The organism is Bradyrhizobium sp. DOA9 (assembly GCF_000617845.2).
In the GTDB taxonomy this organism is placed as follows: domain Bacteria; phylum Pseudomonadota; class Alphaproteobacteria; order Rhizobiales; family Xanthobacteraceae; genus Bradyrhizobium.
This window is the reverse complement of the sequence record NZ_DF820426.1, coordinates 179,503-199,593: the sequence shown is the minus strand read 5'-3', so window position 1 is coordinate 199,593 and position 20,091 is coordinate 179,503. Positions and strand designations below refer to the sequence as shown.

Annotated in this window: 18 protein-coding genes; 1 reads left to right on the top strand and 17 read right to left on the bottom strand. The window is 59.4% G+C overall.

Going from position 1 to position 20,091, the window contains the following annotated elements; genetic code table 11:
• Window position 1: 1 nt before the first annotated feature.
• The 14 genes from BDOA9_RS34225 to BDOA9_RS34160 form a co-directional block, all read right to left on the bottom strand.
• Window positions 2–1,003: a CobW family GTP-binding protein gene (locus BDOA9_RS34225; RefSeq protein ID WP_025038461.1), complete on the bottom strand. Its 1,002-nt coding sequence runs from the start codon at window positions 1,001–1,003 to the stop codon at window positions 2–4.
• The gene (locus BDOA9_RS34220; protein ID WP_082848027.1) at window positions 1,003–2,151 is read right to left on the bottom strand and encodes a branched-chain amino acid ABC transporter permease; all 1,149 of its coding nucleotides are present in this window, start codon (window positions 2,149–2,151) and stop codon (window positions 1,003–1,005) included. The genes BDOA9_RS34225 and BDOA9_RS34220 overlap by 1 nt, the downstream gene beginning before the upstream one ends.
• Complete coding sequence (locus BDOA9_RS34215) at window positions 2,148–3,128, bottom strand: branched-chain amino acid ABC transporter permease (RefSeq protein WP_244521615.1); 981 nt, start codon at window positions 3,126–3,128, stop codon at window positions 2,148–2,150. The genes BDOA9_RS34220 and BDOA9_RS34215 overlap by 4 nt, the downstream gene beginning before the upstream one ends.
• Window positions 3,125–3,856, bottom strand: a complete 732-nt coding sequence (locus BDOA9_RS34210) for an ABC transporter ATP-binding protein (protein ID WP_025038458.1) — start codon at window positions 3,854–3,856, stop codon at window positions 3,125–3,127. Before BDOA9_RS34210 ends, BDOA9_RS34215 begins: the two co-directional genes overlap by 4 nt.
• Window positions 3,853–4,686 (bottom strand): ABC transporter ATP-binding protein, encoded by an 834-nt coding sequence (locus tag BDOA9_RS34205; protein WP_042337000.1) that lies wholly within the window; start codon window positions 4,684–4,686, stop codon window positions 3,853–3,855. The genes BDOA9_RS34210 and BDOA9_RS34205 overlap by 4 nt, the downstream gene beginning before the upstream one ends.
• Before the next feature lie 12 nt (window positions 4,687–4,698).
• Window positions 4,699–5,916, bottom strand: coding sequence for an ABC transporter substrate-binding protein (locus BDOA9_RS34200; protein WP_025038456.1), 1,218 nt, complete (start codon window positions 5,914–5,916; stop codon window positions 4,699–4,701).
• Window positions 5,917–6,057: 141 nt separating this feature from the next.
• Entirely contained in the window at window positions 6,058–6,882 is an 825-nt protein-coding gene (locus BDOA9_RS34195) for an ABC transporter ATP-binding protein (protein ID WP_025038455.1), read from the bottom strand.
• On the bottom strand, window positions 6,879–7,880 hold the full coding sequence (locus tag BDOA9_RS34190; RefSeq protein ID WP_152033723.1) for a branched-chain amino acid ABC transporter permease: 1,002 nt from the start codon (window positions 7,878–7,880) through the stop codon (window positions 6,879–6,881). The genes BDOA9_RS34195 and BDOA9_RS34190 overlap by 4 nt, the downstream gene beginning before the upstream one ends.
• 19 nt (window positions 7,881–7,899) lie before the next feature.
• Window positions 7,900–8,766, bottom strand: coding sequence for a branched-chain amino acid ABC transporter permease (locus BDOA9_RS34185; protein WP_025038453.1), 867 nt, complete (start codon window positions 8,764–8,766; stop codon window positions 7,900–7,902).
• Window positions 8,767–8,790: 24 nt separating this feature from the next.
• Window positions 8,791–9,918, bottom strand: a complete 1,128-nt coding sequence (locus BDOA9_RS34180; protein WP_082847964.1) for an ABC transporter substrate-binding protein — start codon at window positions 9,916–9,918, stop codon at window positions 8,791–8,793.
• A 27-nt stretch (window positions 9,919–9,945) separates the two neighbouring features.
• Entirely contained in the window at window positions 9,946–10,701 is a 756-nt protein-coding gene (locus tag BDOA9_RS34175; RefSeq protein WP_025038451.1) for an ABC transporter ATP-binding protein, read from the bottom strand.
• Between the two features lie 126 nt (window positions 10,702–10,827).
• Window positions 10,828–11,745, bottom strand: a complete 918-nt coding sequence (folD, locus tag BDOA9_RS34170) for a bifunctional methylenetetrahydrofolate dehydrogenase/methenyltetrahydrofolate cyclohydrolase FolD (RefSeq protein WP_025038450.1) — start codon at window positions 11,743–11,745, stop codon at window positions 10,828–10,830.
• Window positions 11,742–12,677, bottom strand: coding sequence for a formyltetrahydrofolate deformylase (purU, locus tag BDOA9_RS34165; RefSeq protein WP_025038449.1), 936 nt, complete (start codon window positions 12,675–12,677; stop codon window positions 11,742–11,744). Before purU ends, folD begins: the two co-directional genes overlap by 4 nt.
• Before the next feature lie 15 nt (window positions 12,678–12,692).
• Entirely contained in the window at window positions 12,693–15,176 is a 2,484-nt protein-coding gene (locus BDOA9_RS34160) for a GcvT family protein (protein ID WP_025038448.1), read from the bottom strand.
• Window positions 15,177–15,434: 258 nt separating this feature from the next.
• Here BDOA9_RS34160 and BDOA9_RS34155 point away from each other — a divergent pair, with 258 nt between their 5' ends.
• On the top strand, window positions 15,435–15,995 hold the full coding sequence (locus tag BDOA9_RS34155; RefSeq protein ID WP_042336997.1) for a helix-turn-helix domain-containing protein: 561 nt from the start codon (window positions 15,435–15,437) through the stop codon (window positions 15,993–15,995).
• A 96-nt stretch (window positions 15,996–16,091) separates the two neighbouring features.
• Here BDOA9_RS34155 and BDOA9_RS34150 read toward each other — a convergent pair whose 3' ends face one another.
• The 3 genes from BDOA9_RS34150 to BDOA9_RS34140 form a co-directional block, all read right to left on the bottom strand.
• Window positions 16,092–16,979 carry a LysR family transcriptional regulator gene (locus tag BDOA9_RS34150; RefSeq protein WP_025038446.1) on the bottom strand — a complete coding sequence of 296 codons (888 nt, stop codon included), beginning with the start codon at window positions 16,977–16,979 and terminating at the stop codon, window positions 16,092–16,094.
• A 927-nt stretch (window positions 16,980–17,906) separates the two neighbouring features.
• Window positions 17,907–18,845 (bottom strand): nucleotidyltransferase domain-containing protein, encoded by a 939-nt coding sequence (locus tag BDOA9_RS34145; RefSeq protein WP_042336995.1) that lies wholly within the window; start codon window positions 18,843–18,845, stop codon window positions 17,907–17,909.
• Entirely contained in the window at window positions 18,829–19,887 is a 1,059-nt protein-coding gene (locus BDOA9_RS34140; protein ID WP_025038444.1) for an HD domain-containing protein, read from the bottom strand. Before BDOA9_RS34140 ends, BDOA9_RS34145 begins: the two co-directional genes overlap by 17 nt.
• Window positions 19,888–20,091: the final 204 nt, after the last annotated feature.

Genomic DNA, 20,091 nt, shown 5'->3' with positions numbered 1-20,091 from the left:
CTTAGTCGCAAACGCTTGGGCGCAGCAGGGCGCGGCGCGGCGCCAGGGGCGGAGCGGAACGTGCGCCGGGGCAGGCTTGGATAGCCGCGTTGATCGCGCTCCTGTCGAGCTCTCCCCGGCGCGCGATCAAGACGATCTGGCTTGTCTCAGGACCTTCGGTCTCTTCCACGTCGAGCGAGGAACGTTTTCCGACCAATTGGAAGACGGCCCGCAAGGGGCGCTGTTCACCATCGACCTCCAGGCTCAGCACACCCTTGCCGCGCAGAACGCGAGGCGGGAGGGCCTGCGTGAGACGGGCGAATGCGTCGGCAGCAAGAGGCGACGTCCAATGGAAGGAAGCGCTTTCATAGAGCTCGGAGTGGCTGGGACCGGCCCCCCCGCCCTGCTCCGCTCCTGTTCTGCTGCGGGGAGCGTGGTCGCGCGGGCCGAACAGGATCTCCGGCGCGAGCTGCGCATCCACGACGTCCAACAGCTTCATGCTGCGCTGCGCCGCCTGAAGCATCTCTCGGACTTCGCACTGCACGGTCTGCGGCACGAGATCGGTCTTGGTCAAGAGAACCAGATCGGACATCGCTGCCTGGTCGATCGCAAGCTCGGTGCTTTGGTAGTCGAGATCGAGCACGTTCGACGTATCGATCAGGCAGAAGACGCCGTCCACGCAGAACGAGCTTCTGATCGGATCGCTCTCAAACACCCTCAATACGCCAGCAGGATGAGATACCCCGCTACACTCGAGCAGGACGCGTGTGAACTTGTCGGGCAGGCGGCTGACCGAGACCAGACCAGATGCCAGGTCATCTCGAATGGAACAACAAACACACCCGTTATTCAATTCGATGCGATTTTCGGTCTCGACCTTGATGAGATCCTGATCGATGTTGATGGCGCCAAAATCGTTGACCAGAACGGCAAGGCGTTCCGATCCTGGATGACGCAACAGGTAATTGATCAGGGTGGTCTTTCCCGACCCGAGAAATCCGCAGATAATCGTCGTTGGAAGCATCACCGAGCCCGCCCCATCCAGCGATAGATCATGATGAAGCGGTCTTTCGCAGGGCGCCCGCCTTTGGCGTTGAGCTTTCCGGCTGGCCGGCGCAGAACCCCCACGAGTCCTGCCGGAAAATAATAGACGGCCAGAATGAACAGCAACCCGAGCCACAACATCCAGCGATCCGGCGACAGGACCTGATCGATCCCGGGCAGGATGTGCGACGCCGCGCTCGAAGCCTTCAGGAGGTCCTGGAGGTAGCCTTGGGCGATCAAGAACGCGGTCGCCCCAACGACGCTGCCGTAGATTGTGCCGACCCCGCCGATGATGACGATCATGAGGATGTCGAGCATGATTTCGAACGACAGCGAGGCGTCGGGGCCGGCATAGCGAAGCCAGAGCGACAGCATCACACCTGAAGTGCACGCAAAGACCGCGGCGGCCACGTTGGACAGGGTGCGAAAGACGAAAACGGGATAACCGATCGCTTCGGCCCTGAATTCGTTGTCTCGGATCGCGAGCAGGACACGCCCGAACGGCGAATTGACGATCCGCAGCATGGCCAGGACGAAGGTCACGCTCATGGCCAGGATCAGATAGTAGCAGAGAACCTTGCCGTCGATCGTAAGTCCCAGGAGCTTTGAATCCAGCAGGCGAGCGTTCGGCATCAAGCCTGGAGGCAACCGGAATACGAGGCCGTCTTCTCCGCCGGTCAGGCCCGACAATTGGGTTGCCAGAGTTTGCGCTGCCGCCGACAGGGCGAGCGTGATCATGGAGAAGAATATCGCTCTGACGCGCAGCGAGAACAGGCCGATCACGAGTGCAAGCAGGATGGACAGAAGGATCGCCGTCAGGATACCAGCAGCCAGCGAGGTCCAGCTTGCACCCAGCCGAGTCAACGCAATACCGACGCCATAAGCGCCGATGCCAAAGAATACGGTATGGGCGAAGCTCACGATGCCGGTATAGCCGAGCAGCAGATCGAAGCTCGCCGCGAGAACAGCGAAAATCATGATCTTGACGCAGATGCTGATCGCCTTTGCGCCGGTCAGCGCAAACGGAGCGAATAACAGCCCGGCCACGATTGCGATCAGAAGAATCGCCAAAACCCGGCTACCCGGCCGGTCTTTTGATATGAGGCGTGCCCAATCTAGCGTCGTCATGACCTCGCGCTCGCCGGATAGAGCCCATTCGGACGCCAAAGAAGTATCATTGTCATCAACGCAATGTTCGAGAACAGGGCGACCTTGGGCTCGATGAAGCTCGCGTAATTGGCGCAGACGCCAACCAGGATGGCGCCGAGAAGCGCCCCGCCGGTCGATCCGAGGCCGCCGATGATAATGACGATGAAGACCAGCACGTTCATTTGGCTGCCGATTTGGGGCACAAGCGTCTGCTGGTAAAGGCCCCACATCACACCGCCAAGGCCAGCAAGCGCGCAGCCTGCCACGAAGGTCGCGACGAAAAGCCGCCGCACGCCGTAGCCGAGGGCCTCCACCATTTCGCGGTCGTGGACGCCTGCGCGGATCAGCAGCCCGGTCTTCGTTCGCGTAAAGACGAGATATTGGCTCAAGAAAACCAGAGCTCCCACCATGAAGGCGAAGATGCGATAGCGCTCGATCGCCACGTCGGCGATCACGACCGCGCCGCTCAGGAACGGTGGCAGCGTCACGTTGACCTGCTGTACGCCCCAGATGATCTTGATGATCTCCTCGCCGACGATCAGTCCTCCGGTCGTTACAAGGATTTGCATCAGATGATCGCCGTAGACCGGTTCGACCAGCAGCCGTTCGAATATCAACCCCGACAGGCCAGCACCGACGACGGCCGCGGCGATGGCCAGCAGGATCACAAGGCCTGCTTCGCCGGGGTCAGGCGAGACGAGATGGCCGCTCAGGGCAGCGAAGACCGTCGCCGACAGATAGGCCCCGATCGTGATGAAGACGCCCTGGCCAAAGTTAAGTACGTCCATCAGGCCGAAGACGATGGTCATGCCCGATGCGATGGTGAAGATGATCATTCCCATCGCGACACCGGCGATCGTCAGGGTGAGCCAGGCAATCGGATTGCCGATGGCCAGGTATGCACAGCCCATCAGAACGGGCAGCAGCGCCAAAGGCGTCAGGTCGGATCGGCTCATGGACATAGCGTCAGGCCCAAATGCGTCTTGAGAAGGTCCTCACGGGCAAAGCATTCGTCCGCCGGGCCTGCGTGAACCAGTCTTCCGGCGTCGATGATTGCAACTTCGTCGCCAACCTCCCGTGCAAGCTGCAGATTCTGCTCGACCAGCAATATGCTGGCTCCGCTCTCCTTCAGCTTGAGCATGGCTTCAGCCATATTGTTGACGATCGCAGGTGCCAGCCCTTTGCTTGGCTCGTCGATCAGCAGCAGCTGCCGCGGCTCCACGATCGCCCGTGCCATCGCAACCATCTGCTTCTGCCCACCGGACAGCTTTCCGGCCGGCTTGTTCCAGAACTGGTGAACGGCCGGAAACAGGCCGAAAATCCATTCCAGCCGCTGCTGGTCCATATCTGCAGCGCGGGCGGCTTTGCGCGCGGCAAGGAGCATATTCTGCTTGACGCTGAGGTCGGGGAAGATGCCCATGTTCTCGGGCACGTAGGCAATGCCGAGCCGCGAAATTGCGGACGTCGAACGGCCGGCAATATCGGCGCCGGCAAAGCTGATCCGGCCTGCCGATGCCGGCCAGAGGCCCATAATGGTTCGCAGCGTAGTGGTTTTACCAGCGCCGTTTCTTCCGAGCAGAAGTGTGATCCGGTTGCGCTGAGCGCGAAAGCCGAGGCCCTGCAAGATGTGGTACAGGCCGATATGGGTGTGGACGTTGTCGAGCTCGAGGAGGGTGTCCGTCACATCAAGCCTCGTCTCGCGCCGCCGCGCGTTCCCAGATAGGCCTCCTGCACGATGTCCGAGTTGATCACCTCGGCCGGCTCACCGTCGGCGACGAGCTGGCCGTTGTGGAGGACGACGATGCGATCGGCCAGATCGCGAACGACGTCCATCTTGTGCTCGACCAAAAGTATCGTCTTATGGCTGTGGGTTTTGAGGTCGCGGATGAGATCCAAGACAACCGGCACCTCGTCGGCGCTCATGCCGGCGGTCGGCTCGTCGAACATGTACACTGTCGGATTCATCGCAATGAGCATGGCGACCTCCAGCTTGCGCTGGTCGCCGTGCGAAAGGGTAGCGACGGGGTCGCCAAGCTGAGCCGCCATCGAGACAGACCGGAGAATGTCGGTTGCGTGTTCGATCAGATCGGCTGCGTCGCTCCATATGCGCCAGAAATCGAAACCATGGTGGTGACGGCCGGATTGCATTGATTGCGCAACGAGACGAATGTTTTCAAGAACCGAGAGCCGGGGAAATAGATTCGTGAGTTGAAACGCTCGACCGAGCCCTTTTCGAGCTCGTTGTGAGACGGACAGAGCGGTGACGTTCTCTGAACTGAGCCAGACCTCGCCTTGCGACGCAGCGATCTGGCCCGAGATGAGGTTGAAATAGGTTGTCTTGCCCGCACCGTTTGGACCGACGATGGCGGTCAGCGCGCCGCCGTGAAACGAGGTGCTGACGGCATTGACGGCCTGATGTCCCCCGAACGAAACGCCAAGATCGACGGTCCGCAGTATCGCCTGACTGGCATTTGCGTTGGAATAGCTAACGCTTTCGGACCGGCTCGCTGGCATGGCTGATGCGGCCTACTTGCTTTTGGCCATCGAAGTCAGCATGGAGTTCAACTCTTCGCCGCTGAAGGCCTTGAGCAGCTTGGGCACGGCCCATTCGACGCCCGGCACCGTCGTGTAGGTGACGCCGTAGAAATCATGAAGCGCCTGGTGATTCTCCTTGCGGATAGTGAGCTTGCCGGATGACCCTTCGAAGGACATGCCTTCGAAGGCGGCAATCAGCTTTTCGGGGTCTGAACCGCCTGTCGCCGTGACCGCATTGACGATGGCGAGAGCTGCATCGAAGGCGAACGCCGTGCCGACGTCGGGCGGAGAATTGAACCGCTTCTTGTGCTCGGCGACCAGCCAGTCGTTCTGAGGATTGGTGACGACCTCATAATAATACGGCGTCGCGCCGGTCAGATTAGGAATGCCTTTGTATGCAGCCATTCCCTGGAGCGGTGCCGCGGTGGTCGCGAGTTCAATGCCGTAGCGAGCCGGATCCATTGCGTTGATTTTGGCGATCGGGCTCGCGCCGACCCAATTGACCCACAGGAGCTTCCTGCCGGGGCGATCCTTCAGGGCGTCGAAGACGCGCTGCGCAACGCCGGTGAAGTCGGTGGTGTTGATCGGCAGGAACTCTTCCGCAACAACCGCTGCGCCGGCCTTTGTCGCCGCCGATTTGAAAACCTGCGCACTCTCGCGGCCAAAAACATAGTCTTGAGCGAGGACGGCGATGGACGTGTCTTTCGCCGCCAGAAGCGAGGCCGATGCCATCGCTTCCTGGCCGACGGTCCGGCCGGTCCGGACCACGTATCTGTTCCACTTGTCGCCCGTGATACTGTCCGCGCCGGCGACGTCGACCACGAGGGGCTTCTTGAGCTCCTCGGCAACGGGCATCATGGCGAGCGTGGTCGCAGACGAGGTACTTCCGACCGCGATGTCTGCCTTGTCGTCCTGAAAGGATTCTTCGATCAGGGCGCGCGCGCGATCGGGTTTGAGCTGGTCATCCTTCTGAATCACGACGATCGGCCGCCCGTTCACCTTCAGCGTGCCTTTTGTGGCGTACTCCAGACCGAGCTGCAGACCGATCTGCGCTTGCTTGGCATAGGCCTCGAACGCGCCGGTCGTGCTCGTGATCAAAGCGATCTTGAAATCATCCGCAAAGCTTGTGGAGGAGCCGCAACAGAGTGCGGCCAGGAGGAAACCGGTTGATCGCGCAGCACTTTTCAAGCTCTTCAACATGGCCGGCATTTGAAAATCCTCCCCGTTCTCGCCATGCAAAGGCTAAATCTTGGCGAATTATTCTGTCAATATGAAAATATGAGGCAAAATTTCACAGAAGGGCATGCTAGGCATAGAAGGCCCTGCCGTTTGATCCCCTTCCGGAGCGGGTCACGGGCAAGCCGGCGCATCCGCTCTGAGGCTTCTGCGAGATCGCTGTCCGTCCCTGGGGCTTCCGAGATAAGCGGCCACGACGTCAGGGTTCTGGACGATCTCGCCGGGGCTTCCCTGTGCGATCACCGAGCCGTAGTTCATCACGGTGATGTCGTCACAAAGTCCCATGACGAACTTCATGTCGTGTTCAACCAGCATGATCGTAAGACCTAGCCGGACCAGTTCACGCAGAAGCTCGCCGACGGAGGCGGTCTCGACGGGGTTCAAGCCCGAGGTGACTTCGTCGAGCAGCAGCAGCTTTGGCTCGGTCGCCAATGCACGGGCGATCTCGACGAGCCGCCGCTCACCGTAAGACAGATCCGCGACCGGAGCGTCTGCCTTCGCGCCGAGACCCACGGTCGTCAGAAATTCTCTGGCGGCGGAAATTGTCCGGGCCTCTTCTGCACGCTTTCTGGCAATGGAGAACATGCTGCCCCACAAACCAAGCGCGTTGTGCAGATGCCGCCCTGTTGCGACCACATCCAGCACGCTCATCTCGTCAAACAGCTTCGGGGTCTGAAAAGTGCGGCAGATACCGGCGGCGACCCGGGACTCGGGAGCTCTATGCGTGACGATCTCGCCTCTGAAGATTATCTCGCCGGCGTCTGCGCTGGTGAGGCCTGATATCAGATCGAAGGCAGTGCTTTTTCCCGCGCCGTTTGGTCCAATGAGGCCGTGTATGCTTGCCTCCTTGACCTCGATCGACAGTTTGTTGACCGCCACAAGGCCGCCGAATCTGCGGGTGACGCCGCGCAGCGTCAGGATTGTTTGACTGGATTTCATTGCGCATGCATCCGTTTGCCGCGGCTCAAGGACATGCCGGCGCCGGCAATTCCACGTGGCAGGAGGATCATCGAGGCGACGAGTAGAATCCCGAAAGCGAACATCTTGTACTGGGCAAAATCCCGCAGATATTCGGGAGCGACAATCAGGATCGCCGCGCCGATGATAGCGCCAGGCAGCGATCCCAGACCGCCCAGCGTGATCATGATCAGACAGGTGAGTGACTCATACCAGGTGAAACTCTCCGGGCTTAGGAAGCGCATGAGATGTGGCAGATATGCGCCTGCTATCCCAGCGATTGCGCAACCAAGCGTGATGACCATCATTCGATAGCGCGCCACCGCAATCCCGACGCTGCGAGCGGCCGCTTCGTTCTGGCCTAAAGCCCGAAACGCGCGGCCGATCTTTCCGTGGCTGAGGCGGATGAGGAGCGCATAGAGCAGCGTGAGCGTCAGCGCCTCACACACAAACAGGCCTGTACGCGTCTCGATTTGAAAACCCAAGACGCCAATCGCAGGGATTGCGCGCACTCCCGCGCTGCCGCCGGTCAGAGCCGTCCAGTTCGATAGGATCTGATGCACGACGACCCCGAAGCCGAAGGTCGCGATCTTGAAATAGACGCCTGACAAGCGGATCAATTGCGCCATCAGCAGTCCTGCGGCAGCGGCTGCCAGCGCCGCCGCTGCCAGCGCTGCAGGAAAAGGGACGCCGGCATTCTTCTGAAGAAGGACCGAGGTGTAAGCTCCAATTCCCATGAAAGCTGCGTGTCCAAGGGAAAGTTGTCCGGCAAGGCCGACCATGATCTGCAGGCCGAGGGCAGAAATTGCGTAAATTGCGACCGCAAGGCCAAGGTAAAGGTAGAAGCCGCCAAGACTTAAGGGCAAACACCAGAGAATGCCGACGATCACGGCAAAAGCTGCCCAGTCGCGACGATGCCGGCTGACGCCGCTCGTGCTTTGATGAGAAGCGGTATGTGCTTCCTTCGCAATTGTTGACAAGACAGCCTCGTGCACGCCGTTAGCCCTTCCTTCCCATCAGTCCGGTTGGCTTTATGAGCAGGATGCCGATCATGAGCAGGAACGCCAAGCTGTCCTGATATTCGGACGAAACGAGTTGACCTCCGAGCGTTTCGCCGATCCCGATCACAAACCCTCCAATCACCGATCCTGGAATGCTGCCGAGGGAGCCGAGCACGGCGGCGGCAAACGCCTTTATCCCGATCATACCCATGTCGGCAGATACGAATGTGATTGGCGCATAGAGAACCCCGGCCGCAGCTCCAATGCCGGCGGCCAGGGCAAAAGAAATCGCAGACGCGAGGCGGTGATTTACGCCCATGACTGACGCGGTCTGAGCGTCGTCGGCTGCCGCCCGCAAGGAGAGGCCAATCCAGGTCCGGGTGAAGAGGACGTTCAGACCGGCGATCAACGCCACCATTGTCAGGGCAATGAAAGGATAGACCGCCGGTACGGGATAATCCCAGATCCTGAGCGTCTCGTGCGTAAGGGGGATCGGATAGACGAGCGGATTTGCTCCCCAGACGAGCCGGGCGCCGTTGCTGAGGATGATACCGATCCCCAGTGTCAGCAGGACGAGGTAGGTTTGGCTGGCACCGCGCTGCATCGCGGGCCAGAGCGCGCTTTGAGCAACGGCATAGCCCAAACAGGCGGTGATCGCCGCTGCCAGCGGAACGACCAGCCAGAACGGGAGACCAGGAAGGTTGACGATGATCGAGTAGCCAATGAAGGCTCCGATCATCATCAAATCGCCCTGGGCGAAATTAACCAGTCCCATGGCACGGTAAACCATGCTGAATCCAACAGCCACCAGGCTGTAGATGCAACCGACCGCCAGTCCGCTCAGCAGCTGAAGCGAGAAATTCATGGTTGAACGCGCCTTGCGCCGCCTTTAGTGAAGCAGCGTATCGAGTTTGACCTTGCCGCCGACGAGCTCGGCCATCGGCAGAGGGCGCTCCGCATCCCCGTTTGGCAAGATGGTGATGGGGCCGGTCGCGCCCTGGAATTCCCTGGTGCTGAAGATTTCGTCGCGAATTTTTTGCTTGGTGACGCCCCCGCTTGCGGCGGCGCGCTTCATCGCGCCAGCCAGGACGTACATGGCGTCATAGCCCATACCCTCGTATTGAGTGGGTGCCCTGTGATAGCGCTCGTTCCATTTCTGAACAAAATGCTTTCCGGCGTCCGTTTCGATCGAGCCCGCCAGATAATACAGAAGGCCGTAGGTCCCCTCTGCCGCAGGTCCTGCGATGTCGCGAAACTGATCGATCCCAATGGCGCTTCCGACGTAGAAGGGCAGTTTGATCTGCATCTCGGCCATCTGTTTTGCCATCAGGCCTGCTTCGGTGTAGTAGCCCCAGAGCACGAGATAGTCGGGATTTGCCGACGCCACGCTTGCCAAGGTGGGCTTGAACTCGCGTGAGGATGGCTCGTAGGCAATCCGACCCTTGAGCTCGAGCCCGATTTCCTTGGCCTTTCTTTCGAACGCTTCGGCGAGCGGCACCCCGAAATTATCGTTGCGAGCAAGAAGGTAGGCGCTCCTTGCTCCCTTGTTATTCTTCAGCCACTCCGCCGTACGCTCCGCCCAGGCCGTCGAGGATTGCGCAATTCGCGCGAACCAGGGGTTTCGTGCCTGCGTCAGGGCGCTGTCCACTGCGAGCGGCGAGAGCTGGGGCACTTTTGCTTCTTTCGTGACCTCGATGGCCGCAGCCGTGCCGGCGCTGGTGGAGCCACCGACGACTGCAACGACGTCATCGACGTCTATCATCCGCTGAACGGCCTGAGCGGCAACGCCGGGGCTTGCGGTGTCGTCGGCCGGAATGAGCTTTATCTTGTCCGCGCCCAAATATCCGGCGTTGATCTCTTCCAGGGCGAATTGGGCGCCGGAAAGACTTTCAGAGCCGTAGGCTGCGGCAGGGCCCGACAGGGGGCCGAAAAACCCGACCGGAAAGTCCTTCGCCATGGCCGAGGAGGCAAAGGAGAGAAGAACAGTTGCGGCTAGTGAAGCGCGAGTGAGTATCATCTTCCAATCCTCCTGATGCTAATAACTTTAGACGCCTAGATAACTGCGCTGGATCTCCGAATCTCTTTCAAGTGAGCCTGCAAGGCCCGACTTCACGATCGTGCCGCGCTCGAGGACGTAGGCACGATCGGCAATATCGAGGGCGGCTGTCGCGTTCTGCTCGACGAGGAGAACGGTCATGCCGTTCATGGCCAGCCGATTGATCGTGTCGAAGATCAGATTGATCAGCAGAGGCGCAAGCCCCATCGACGGTTCGTCAAGCAGGAGCAAGCGCGGCTGCGCCATCAAGGCGCGGGCCATCGCGAGCATCTGCTGCTCGCCGCCGGATAGGGTGCCGGCCAATTGGGTCCGGCGTTCTGCCAAGCGGGGGAAGAGATCGTAGGCGCGATCAAAGCGCCAGGAGGGGCCCAGGCCATTGCGACGAGAATAGGCTCCCATTGCGAGATTCTCCGCAACGGTCAGGTTGGAAAAGACACGTCGTCCTTCAGGAACGACTGCAATTCCAGCAGCGACGATCTCTGCCGGCCGTACACCTAGAAGGGACGTCCCGTCGAACGTGAGCTGCCCGCTGTTGACGGGGAGCAGGCCGCACAAGGCCTTGATCAGCGTTGTCTTGCCTGCACCATTGCGGCCAAGGAGGCACACCACTTCGCCGAGATTGACGTCGAGCGAGACGCCGTGAACGACGTCGACGCCAGCCACGTAGGACACGTGGATCTGACAGACCTGCAAGAGCTTGGGTCTGTCGATCTCGCTGCGGTCACCTGCTGAGGAAGGGTTCATCCGGCGGGAGGCCTCTCGCTACGGCCTGATACGATGAGCGTGGACTCCAGCCCGTCCGGCAGCCTGGAGCACATTCCGAACATGAAGCCGTGCCGTCGTCGGTCGCAGGAGCACATCGGTTGCTGCTCAGAGGGTACGAAGGGGCGATGCCGCCCCGTGCCGGCGGCAGGCCGCTTCAATCGTATTACGGAGAAGGCAGGCGATCGTCATCGGACCGACCCCGCCCGGAACAGGAGTGATCGCGCCGGCGACGGCGCGTGCGCTTTCGAAAGCGACGTCGCCGACCAATATCTGGCGTCCTTCACGCTGAACCCGGTTGATGCCGACATCGATAACGATGGCGCCGGGTTTGACCCAGTCACCGGAAATGAGCTCCGGCTGACCTGCAGCGGCTACGAGAATGTCCGCCCGGCGGCATACGGAAGGCAGATCGGCGGTCCTGGAATGCGCGATCGTGACCGTGCAGTTCTCTCGAAGCAAGAGTTGCGCAAGCGGCTTACCGACGATGTTGGAACGTCCGACAATGACAGCGTTTAGTCCAGCGAGCTGGCTGCGAACTCCCTTGATCAGGAGCATACAGCCGAGGGGGGTACAGGGAATCAGCGCCTCGCCGCCGAGGGAGAGCTTGCCGACGTTCATGGGGTGAAAGCCATCGACGTCTTTGGCTGGATCGATGGCCGACGTCACCTTTTGGGCGTCGATATGGGACGGCAGCGGCAATTGGACGAGAATGCCGTCGACGTCGTCTGCGGAATTGAGCCTGTCGATTAGGGCCAGGAGATCCGTTTCGCTTGTCGTGCTCGGCAGCTCGTGATGAAACGAGCGTAAGCCGGCTTCTACGGAGCGGCGGATCTTGTTTCGGACGTATACCGAACTTGCCGGATCGTTGCCGACGAGGACGACCGCTAATCCCGGCGTAAGCCCTCTCTCGACGAGGTTCTCGACTGCGCTTCGCAGCTCGGAATGGAGGCTTGCCGCGACGGCGGCACCGTCTATGAGAATGGTTTCACGTCTGTCGGCGCGCTCAATATCCTGCTTTGTCATCGGAAGATCACCGTGCGGTGGCCGTTCATGAGGATCCGGTGTTCTGCGTGCAGCTTGACGGCACGCGCCAGAACCCACGCTTCCACGTCTCGTCCAATCGACGAAAGTTCATCCGGCGTCAGCCCATGGTCTACTCGCAAGACGTCCTGTTCGATGATCGGTCCTTCGTCCAGATCTGCAGTGACGTAGTGCGCCGTAGCACCGATCAGCTTGACCCCCCGGGCATGGGCTTGATGGTAGGGTCGGGCTCCCTTGAAGCTCGGCAGGAAAGAATGGTGGATGTTGATGATCCGCCCGGACATCTTCTGACAAAGGTTGTCGGACAAGACCTGCATGTACCGCGCCAAGACGACGAGATCGATCTGCTCCTGCTCGACCAGCTCGAGCAGCTTCGATTCTTGCGCGGCTTTTGTCTCCGAGCTGATCGGCAGATGATGGAACGGAATGTCGTAAGAAGCTGCAAGGCGGTAGAAATCCCGGTGATTGGAGACGATCAACGGGATCTCGACGGCCAGAGTGCCGGTGGCGTATCGGAATAGCAGATCGTTCAGGCAGTGCCCGGCCTTCGACACCATGACCAGGAGACGGGGTTTCGACTTGCAGTCGTGGAATTGCGAGTTCATGCCGAACCGGCTCGCGACTTCCTCGAATTCGGACTGCATGTCGGCCTGCGAAACGCCCGGTGCATCGAAGGACACACGCATGAAGAACGTTCCGACGCTTGGGTCCGAAAACTGAGCACTGTCGCGGATGTTGCAGCCGTGGCTGGATAGAAAGCCCGATACGGCATGGACGATTCCGATCCGGTCTGGACAGGAGAAGGTCAGAACAAAATCGGGACCTTGGGAGTGGCTCTTCGAATCGCCTGCGGCGGCCGCAGCTGGTCTTTCGGCACGGATCGTTCGATGTTCGATTAAGGTCGCTTCGGTCATGGTAATATCGCTCGTCTAGGAGGCCGCAGCCAGAACAGGAGCACTCCCCTGCACATCCTTCACGCGGCTATTGGCCGGGTCGTAGAAGGGACGCAGCGATGCCTGGGCGGGTATACGCACGCCGGCGACTTCAATTTCCACCCTTCCGCCCTTCAGGAAGGAGGCATCGATAATGCCCTCGGGATTGTCGATGAAGCCCAATCCCAAGCAGGTCCCGATCGTGTGTCCATACATGCCCGAGGTGACGCGGCCGGCGAGCCGTCCGTCGTGCCAGATCGGCTCGTTATGGTAGATCAGCACGTTCGGATCGTTGAGCGCGAGATGGATCATTTTCCGCCGGGGCCCTGCTTCCTTCTGGCGCAGCAACGCCTCTTTCCCAATGAAGCCCAGCGGTTTCGACCACGCCACGGCAAAGCCGAGGCCTGCTTCGAGGGGGCTGTCCTCGTCCGTGATGTCATGCCCCCAATGACGGTAGCCCTTCTCCATGCGCAGAGAATTCATAGCGTGATAGCCGGCAAGGCGCATGTTTGCTGTCTTGCCTTCAAAGGCGATGCAATCGTAGACGCCCTGAGCGAATTCAGTCGGGATGTACAATTCCCAGCCGAGTTCGCCCACATAGGTGATGCGGCTTGCCCTGACTTTGGCGTAGCCGAGGTCGATGATGCGGGAGGTTGCGAAGGGGAAGGCCGAGTTAGAGAGGTCCGCATCGGTGAGCTTGCTCAGGAGATCCCTCGATTTCGGGCCCATCACGCCGAGCACGGCGTAGGCTGAGCTGACATCCGTTGCGATCGCTCTTGCGCCTTCGGGAATGTGGCGGGTCAGCCAGGCGAAATCCTTCACCTGTGTTGCCGCCGCGGTCACGATGAGGAAACGCTTTGGGCCTTCGCGCGTGACGGTCAGATCTGCTTCGATCCCGCCTCGCTCGTTGAGCCATTGCGTGTAGACGACGCGGCCGACGGGCACAGAAATGTCGTTCGCGCATATCCTGTTGAGAATGGCTTCGGCGTCGTCCCCTTCGAGAATGAACTTCGCAAAGGATGACTGATCGAACAGGCCAACGCCTTCCCTGACCGCGCGATGTTCTGCGGCCGAGTATTCGAACCAATTCTGACGGCCGTAGCTATACTCGTACTTGGCCTCGCTTCCGTTGGGGGCGAACCAGTTCGGCCGCTCCCATCCTGCGACCTCCCCAAAACAAGCTCCTTGCGCAAGCAGGCGGTCATGCAGGACGGAGCGGCGAACCCCGCGTGACGTATCTGGCTGCCGGAACGGCCAATGCATGGCGTACAACAGGCCGAGGGCCTCGACAGTGCGGTCCTTCAGGTATCGCCGGTTCGATTGGAACGGCATGACGCGCCGGATATCGACGTCCCAAAGGTCCATCGGAGGATGCCCATCGACGATCCAGTCGGCGAGAACCTTGCCTGCTCCGCCTGCGGACCTGATACCGATGGAGTTGAAGCCGGCCGCCACGAAAAGATTGCGCACCTCCGGTGTCTCGCCGAGCATGTAGCGGTCGTCGGGCGTAAAGCTTTCCGGCCCGTTGAAGAACAGCTGGATACCGGTCTTTGCCAATATGGGCACACGGCGGATTGCCCCTTCCAGCAATGGCTCGATATGCTCCAGATCGTCCGGGAGGGTGTCGAACTCGAAGCTTTCCGGAATCCCTTCCATGCCCCAGGGTTTTGCGACCGGCTCGAACCAGCCAACCAGCAGCTTGCCGGCGTCTTCCTTGAAGTAAGTACAGGCATCGCCGTCGCGCAGGACGGGAAGATGCTTTCTGATTTCAGGCACGGGCTCGGTTACGATGTAGAAGTGCTCGGCCGCGTGAAGCGGAACGTTCGTGCCGGCTTTTGCACCAAGTTCCCTCGCCCACATCCCCGCGCAGTTGACGACGAACTCGGCCTTTATTTCAGCGTCTTTCGTTTGAACGCCAACGGCGCGGCCGTTTTCGATGCGAATGCCGGTGACGGCGGTGTTTTCGAATATTTTCGCCCCGCGCGACTTCGCCCCCCTTGCCAGGGCCTGGGTCGTGTCGACCGGATTGGTCTGCCCGTCCTTCGGCAGGTGAACTGCGCCGACGAGATCGTCGGTGGCCATCAAAGGCCAGAGATCACCGGCCTCCTTGGCCGACATGACGTTGACTTCCAACCCGAAACATCGGGCCATCGAGGCGCCGCGCCGCAGCTCCTCGAAGCGCTCTTGATTGTTGGCGATGGCGAGCGAGCCGATCTGGCGATACCCGGTATTTTGACCCGTCTCGTTCTCAAGCTGTGAGTAAAGCTCTGTCGTGTACTGGGCGAGCCTGGTCAGGTTGTGGGTTGCACCGAGCTGGCCGACAAGGCCTGCCGCATGCCACGTGGTTCCCGACGTGAGCTGCTTTCGCTCGAGCAGGACGACGTCAGTCCAGCCGCGAAGAGTAAGATGGTAGGCAAGGCTGCAGCCCATGATGCCGCCGCCCACGATGACGACTTGGGCCGATTTGGGAAGTTCCGACACACCCGATCTCCGATCCATCCGTGAAAATCTGCCAGATAATTTCACAGATGTGAATGATATTTTTCACAACGGAGATGTTTTTTTTCGCTAATGTCACATCTATAAAGAATCGGGCGGTTACGTCAGCGAGGGCTGCCTCGCCGTCTGGGGTCAAGGGCGGCTTCCATGCTCGCGCCGCTTTGAAAGTCAAAGGAATCGATGGCTATTCGGTCGATACGCGCGGCTGACGAATGGGCGGCCACGGACCCCAATTCGAGGATGGACCCTGAAGCCGCCGTGGGTGGCCAGATCCGTGAATTACGCAAAATCAAGAAGCTGACGTTGATCCAGCTTGCTCAGGCTGCCGGAATTTCGGTCGGCTATCTCAGCCAGATTGAGCGAAATCAATCCAAGCTGCCGATTGGAGTCTTGAAGAAACTCAGCGACGCTCTCGGCGTCCATATGAACTGGTTCTTCAACGGCAACTTGCAGGCGACCGCCGACGAGAGGGACATCATCGTCCGTAAAGCGCACCGGCGTCGCCTGACGTTTACCGGTCTCGGCATCGCCGAAGAGCTTTTGTCTCCCAATCTCGCCGGTCCTCTCGAGCTCCTTCTGAGCACGATCGAGCCAGGTGCCGACAGCGGCGAGTACAGCCATGACGGCAACGAAGCCGGGATCTTGATCGCAGGCCGGCTGGACCTCTGGGTTGATGGGAAGCGCTTCGAGCTCGAGGAAGGCGACAGCTTCTCGTTCAGCAGCACTTCGCAGCATCGCTGCGCCAATCCGGGAACGGTGCCTGCGAAGGTCGTCTGGGTGATTACCCCGCCGCATTACTAAAGCGGATCCGGAAAACTGCGCAGCCGTTTTCCGAAAAGATCATGCTCAAACAATGCGCAAGAGCGCGATGTCAATCAAACCTTAAGCGCCCGCCCTTCAAACGACGTCCAGACCGAGTCTGGCCGCCTTGATTGAGCTGGTGATGAAACGACGCACCTCCTGGACACGGCGGGTCTCATGCGTGTCCGCGTGTGAGGTGAGCCAATAACTTCGCACGAATCGCACGTCGGGGAGCAGGCGCTGCAGCTCGGGATATTGCCGGGCCGTGTAATCGTGCAAAATGCCGATGCCGTGGCCGCTGCGCACCGCCTCCATTTGGGCAACGACGCTACCGCACTCGTAGCGGCGCGACATCAGCCGACCAAGAGCCGAGGCGTAGTCGAGGGCCTGGCTGTACACGAAGTCCTCCACGTGCGTAATGAACAACCTGCCCGCCAGATCGGCCTGGGTTTCGATTTCGCCTTCCCGCGCCAAATAGCTCTGGGCCGCATAGACGCTCAAAGTGTAGTCGGTGAGCTTGGAGACGATCAGCCGTCCCTGCTTCGGCTCGTCGAGGGTGATTGCAATATCCGCTTCACGCCGCGACAGCGAAAACGTTCGCGGAAGCGGAATGAGCTGAATGACAAGTTTCGGATGTCTGGCCGCAAATTCTGCAAGCCGGCTCGCCAGGAAATAATTCCCGAGTCCGTCTGGAGCCCCGACACGCACCGTGCCTCTGATCGCCTCACTCGCACCGCCTACGCTCGATCCGGCTTTGAGAAGCTCGCTTTCGGCGCGCTCCGCAGCTGCCGCCATTGTCTCGCCTGCCGACGTAAGCGTGCAACCTGATATGTGGCGCTCAAGCAGCTTTGTGCCGAGGCTCTTCTCCAGCGCGGTCATCTGACGGGCAACCGTCGCATGGTTCAGCCCCAACCGCTGCGAAGCCTTTCGGATCTGCCCGGCACGGGCGACTTCCAGGAAGATCCGAACCCGTTCCCAATCCATCGATCTATTCTCTGCATAACGGAGCCGCGGCTCTGGCGACAACGCACAACTCATGCCCTTCATATCGGCAGCGATCAAGGATCCGGCATGAGGCGGCGATGATCTTCAGTCTTGTCGACAGCATCGTCATCCAACGAGACGAGCTTGCGAAGAGCCGCCCCCCAGAGCTTACTTTCGGCGTGCGCCAACGGCGCGTCGCCCCACCTAACATGGCACCCGGAGAGCGTGAGGATAGCGACCCGAAGGGGCACGCGGGTCCGAGTGCAGCGAGGAGACCGGTTAATAGCGGCACCCGGGAACGGGGCAGTGATAGCGATCACCGAAGGCGAGCGCCTTTTCCGAGTGCCCCCGGCGAGGAGCTCTGATGGTCCTTGCGTGAGGGATCGAAGCCGAATCGAGACGGAAACCGGCTCGGTTCACAAGAGCCCGGTGTGGCGAACGCCGCACGCGCATAAGAGAAAATCCGCCAATCGGAAAGGCTGATTTCCCCGGGCGCATTGCTTCTGCGTCACATCCTAGTCCGAAAGGACAGCCCACGCCACTTCGGGCGATGTAACAAATAGTTCAGCGGCGACGATGGCGTGCTTTTAGAAGCCCAGGGCAGGATTGACGCTTCTGGTTGCGCAACACCATGCATGCTCCTCATGCTCCGTGTTCACCTCCAATGCGGTTTGATAGTCATCTCAGAGAATCATTCCGACAAACCCAAGAACATCTGCGAACCACGGGAATGAAGACTTACGGGCTCCCGTATTGCCCCAAGCTCCCGCTCACAATCCTATTCGCCACGGCCAACCCGCAAACTGCCATTGGGTTACTCGTCCACGCCGCGCCTTGTTCTCTTGGGATCGAGGCAGACAGAAGCGAAGCGGTCTTTATCCAACGATCCAAGACAGGCAACTCTGCCTGAGGCTTGTCGCGCCGCGATCAGAAAATAATCGCGCGTCTGATGGGGTGAGTCGAGTCAAAGGTCCGCTCAAACAGCTTGAGCAGCTCGCGTGTGAAGTGATGGCCTTCATTCTTCAAGTCACGAAAAACCGGGTCGTCGCGCTGGTCTTTGGTGAGCTTTTTGAGATGATCGCGAATTTCAGGCCTTTCCAATTGGCTCAGAAATCGATCGTAACTTCTCAAGACCTGGCGGCAATCGTGCTTTCCGCAGATCTCGAGCAAGCGATCGATTACGGTCATATCAAACAATGCTTCAAGCTCCGCTATCTTCTTGTCGCGCCTGAGATCGGCGGTCGCCGCAACGCTGAACAAACCACCGGCGTAAAGCAGCTTGCGTGAGAAAATGAGTTTTATGTTTCTGATGCCCCAGGGCTTCTTCTTCGGACCCTCGACCGTCTTGAATTCGTAATCAACGGCCATGGTCCGGTAGTAACGAACAATGTCGTTCAACAAGAACAGGGCGAGCTGATGATCGGTGATGGTGTCGGCTATGTATCGCTCCAGGATCGATCTACGAACGCTCCTGAGCCCGGCTTCGTTGAACAGCCATTCCCCCTCCAACAGCAGGAGCATGCGTCTCGTGATGTTCTGATTGCTGTCGTTTTCTCCACCGATATTGTGCAGAAGCGTTTCGCGCGGCTCAATCTTGGCAAAAGCTCCATCCTCGGCGGGTTCGATCGGCACGATACGCTCGATTTCCGATTTTACCTTGCGCACCCAATCAGGCGTTTCGTCCGGTTTCGGCCCGGTCGTCACGACATAGAAGTCGATATCAGACCCTTCCGAAGCTTCCCGCCGTGCATAGGAGCCATTCACAAAAACCATTTCGCCTGAGGGCACCAGATCCTTGATGCTGCTCCGCAGCTTCGCTAGCTGCTCTTCGGAATAACGCTTTGCCCGATCAATCGCCTCGGTCACCAAACAAATCTCCCATTTCACCGACGTTCTTCATTTCGTGAAGTTCAACTTGCAATGATGCAGATCTGCGCGTTTGCAAATAGCGTTTTTGATCGTCTCGCTCAAAAAAATCGCTGTTTTGGTCCACGAAGAATCTTCTTATGGTAACTCCGATCGTTCCGCTAACGGTCCTTGTCACCAGCTCGTCGAAATTCCTGCTCCTCAGCAAGTTGCGAAGTCCGGGCAACTTTCTGAAAATGGCGTCCTCAGTCGAGAAATAGTCGTCCCGTCCAATGTCCGCCAAGTGCCGCTTCATGAAAACCTGGCAGGCCAGATCGGCCAATATGCCGGTCTTCGAGTTTATGACGTGCGTGTAGATCTGATCCTTGTATAACCAGAATTGATCGACGGTTTGTCGGTCGGCCGCACTCGATCTGTTGACCGCGGCGGCGACGACGAGTTCGGGAGCCAGCGGGCTGATCGACGGTCTGGTGTAAGCTCTCGTTCTGAGAATTCCCTCGATCGTGTCGAAATTGATCGGACCCGAGAAGAGGCCGTGAAAGCTCGCGTCTTCTCCGGAAATGAGAGCGGTCACCCGGTCGGCATCTATTCCGTAACGTCGCAAGGTCTGCGACAGCGGCTGACCGATGGAAACGCGACCGGCTATAATGTCTTTCGTCGCTTGATGATGATCGATTCCAAACAGCTCTTTGAACACCGGCTCCAGAGAGTGCGAGAGCGGCGCGTGGCCCACGTCGTGCAAAACAGCGGCCGCGAAAATGAGGCGTCGATCATGCTCGGATAACTCGCAGGCACGGCTGTACATCAAGCCGAGCCGCGCGACGCCTAAACTATGCTGATAGCGTGTGTAGCGCGTATTGCCCCAAACACCGTTCGGATTTTGCACGAGAACGTAGTCGATGCCTCCAAGGAACCTGATCGAACGAAGGCGTTGGAACGCCGACGTCGAAATTATCTCTGGGAGAAACGGATCCTCTACTCCCCAGGATTTCGGGTCCAGGGGATTCGAGAAGTCATAGGCGTGAAGATCGTCGGCGTCCATATGCGCCGAAGGAAATAAACGTTGTATCACTTAGCATCCGGTCCGGTTCGGACGGCATTTTAGCAGGTTGGCGGGTCGCTCAAAGCTAAAACCTCTCTCCCCGGCGAACATATCTGTCGCGACGACTTTGCAAACGTCAAAGGCGGAGAAAGTAAAGCAACGCATGCGGTTACTCAGTATGCCAAAGTTGCGCGTTTCGTGCGG

What these genes read in the sequence shown, in the direction of transcription:
- BDOA9_RS34225 (WP_025038461.1), bottom strand. Translation starts at nt 1,003, where the DNA reads ATGCTTCCAACGACGATTATCTGCGGATTTCTCGGGTCGGGAAAGACC.
- BDOA9_RS34220 (WP_082848027.1), bottom strand. Translation starts at nt 2,151, where the DNA reads ATGACGACGCTAGATTGGGCACGCCTCATATCAAAAGACCGGCCGGGT.
- BDOA9_RS34215 (WP_244521615.1), bottom strand. Translation starts at nt 3,128, where the DNA reads ATGAGCCGATCCGACCTGACGCCTTTGGCGCTGCTGCCCGTTCTGATG.
- BDOA9_RS34205 (WP_042337000.1), bottom strand. Translation starts at nt 4,686, where the DNA reads ATGCCAGCGAGCCGGTCCGAAAGCGTTAGCTATTCCAACGCAAATGCC.
- BDOA9_RS34200 (WP_025038456.1), bottom strand. Translation starts at nt 5,916, where the DNA reads ATGCCGGCCATGTTGAAGAGCTTGAAAAGTGCTGCGCGATCAACCGGT.
- BDOA9_RS34195 (WP_025038455.1), bottom strand. Translation starts at nt 6,882, where the DNA reads ATGAAATCCAGTCAAACAATCCTGACGCTGCGCGGCGTCACCCGCAGA.
- BDOA9_RS34185 (WP_025038453.1), bottom strand. Translation starts at nt 8,766, where the DNA reads ATGAATTTCTCGCTTCAGCTGCTGAGCGGACTGGCGGTCGGTTGCATC.
- BDOA9_RS34180 (WP_082847964.1), bottom strand. Translation starts at nt 9,918, where the DNA reads ATGATACTCACTCGCGCTTCACTAGCCGCAACTGTTCTTCTCTCCTTT.
- BDOA9_RS34175 (WP_025038451.1), bottom strand. Translation starts at nt 10,701, where the DNA reads ATGAACCCTTCCTCAGCAGGTGACCGCAGCGAGATCGACAGACCCAAG.
- folD (WP_025038450.1), bottom strand. Translation starts at nt 11,745, where the DNA reads ATGACAAAGCAGGATATTGAGCGCGCCGACAGACGTGAAACCATTCTC.
- purU (WP_025038449.1), bottom strand. Translation starts at nt 12,677, where the DNA reads ATGACCGAAGCGACCTTAATCGAACATCGAACGATCCGTGCCGAAAGA.
- BDOA9_RS34155 (WP_042336997.1), top strand. Translation starts at nt 15,435, where the DNA reads ATGGACCCTGAAGCCGCCGTGGGTGGCCAGATCCGTGAATTACGCAAA.
- BDOA9_RS34150 (WP_025038446.1), bottom strand. Translation starts at nt 16,979, where the DNA reads ATGGATTGGGAACGGGTTCGGATCTTCCTGGAAGTCGCCCGTGCCGGG.
- BDOA9_RS34140 (WP_025038444.1), bottom strand. Translation starts at nt 19,887, where the DNA reads ATGGACGCCGACGATCTTCACGCCTATGACTTCTCGAATCCCCTGGAC.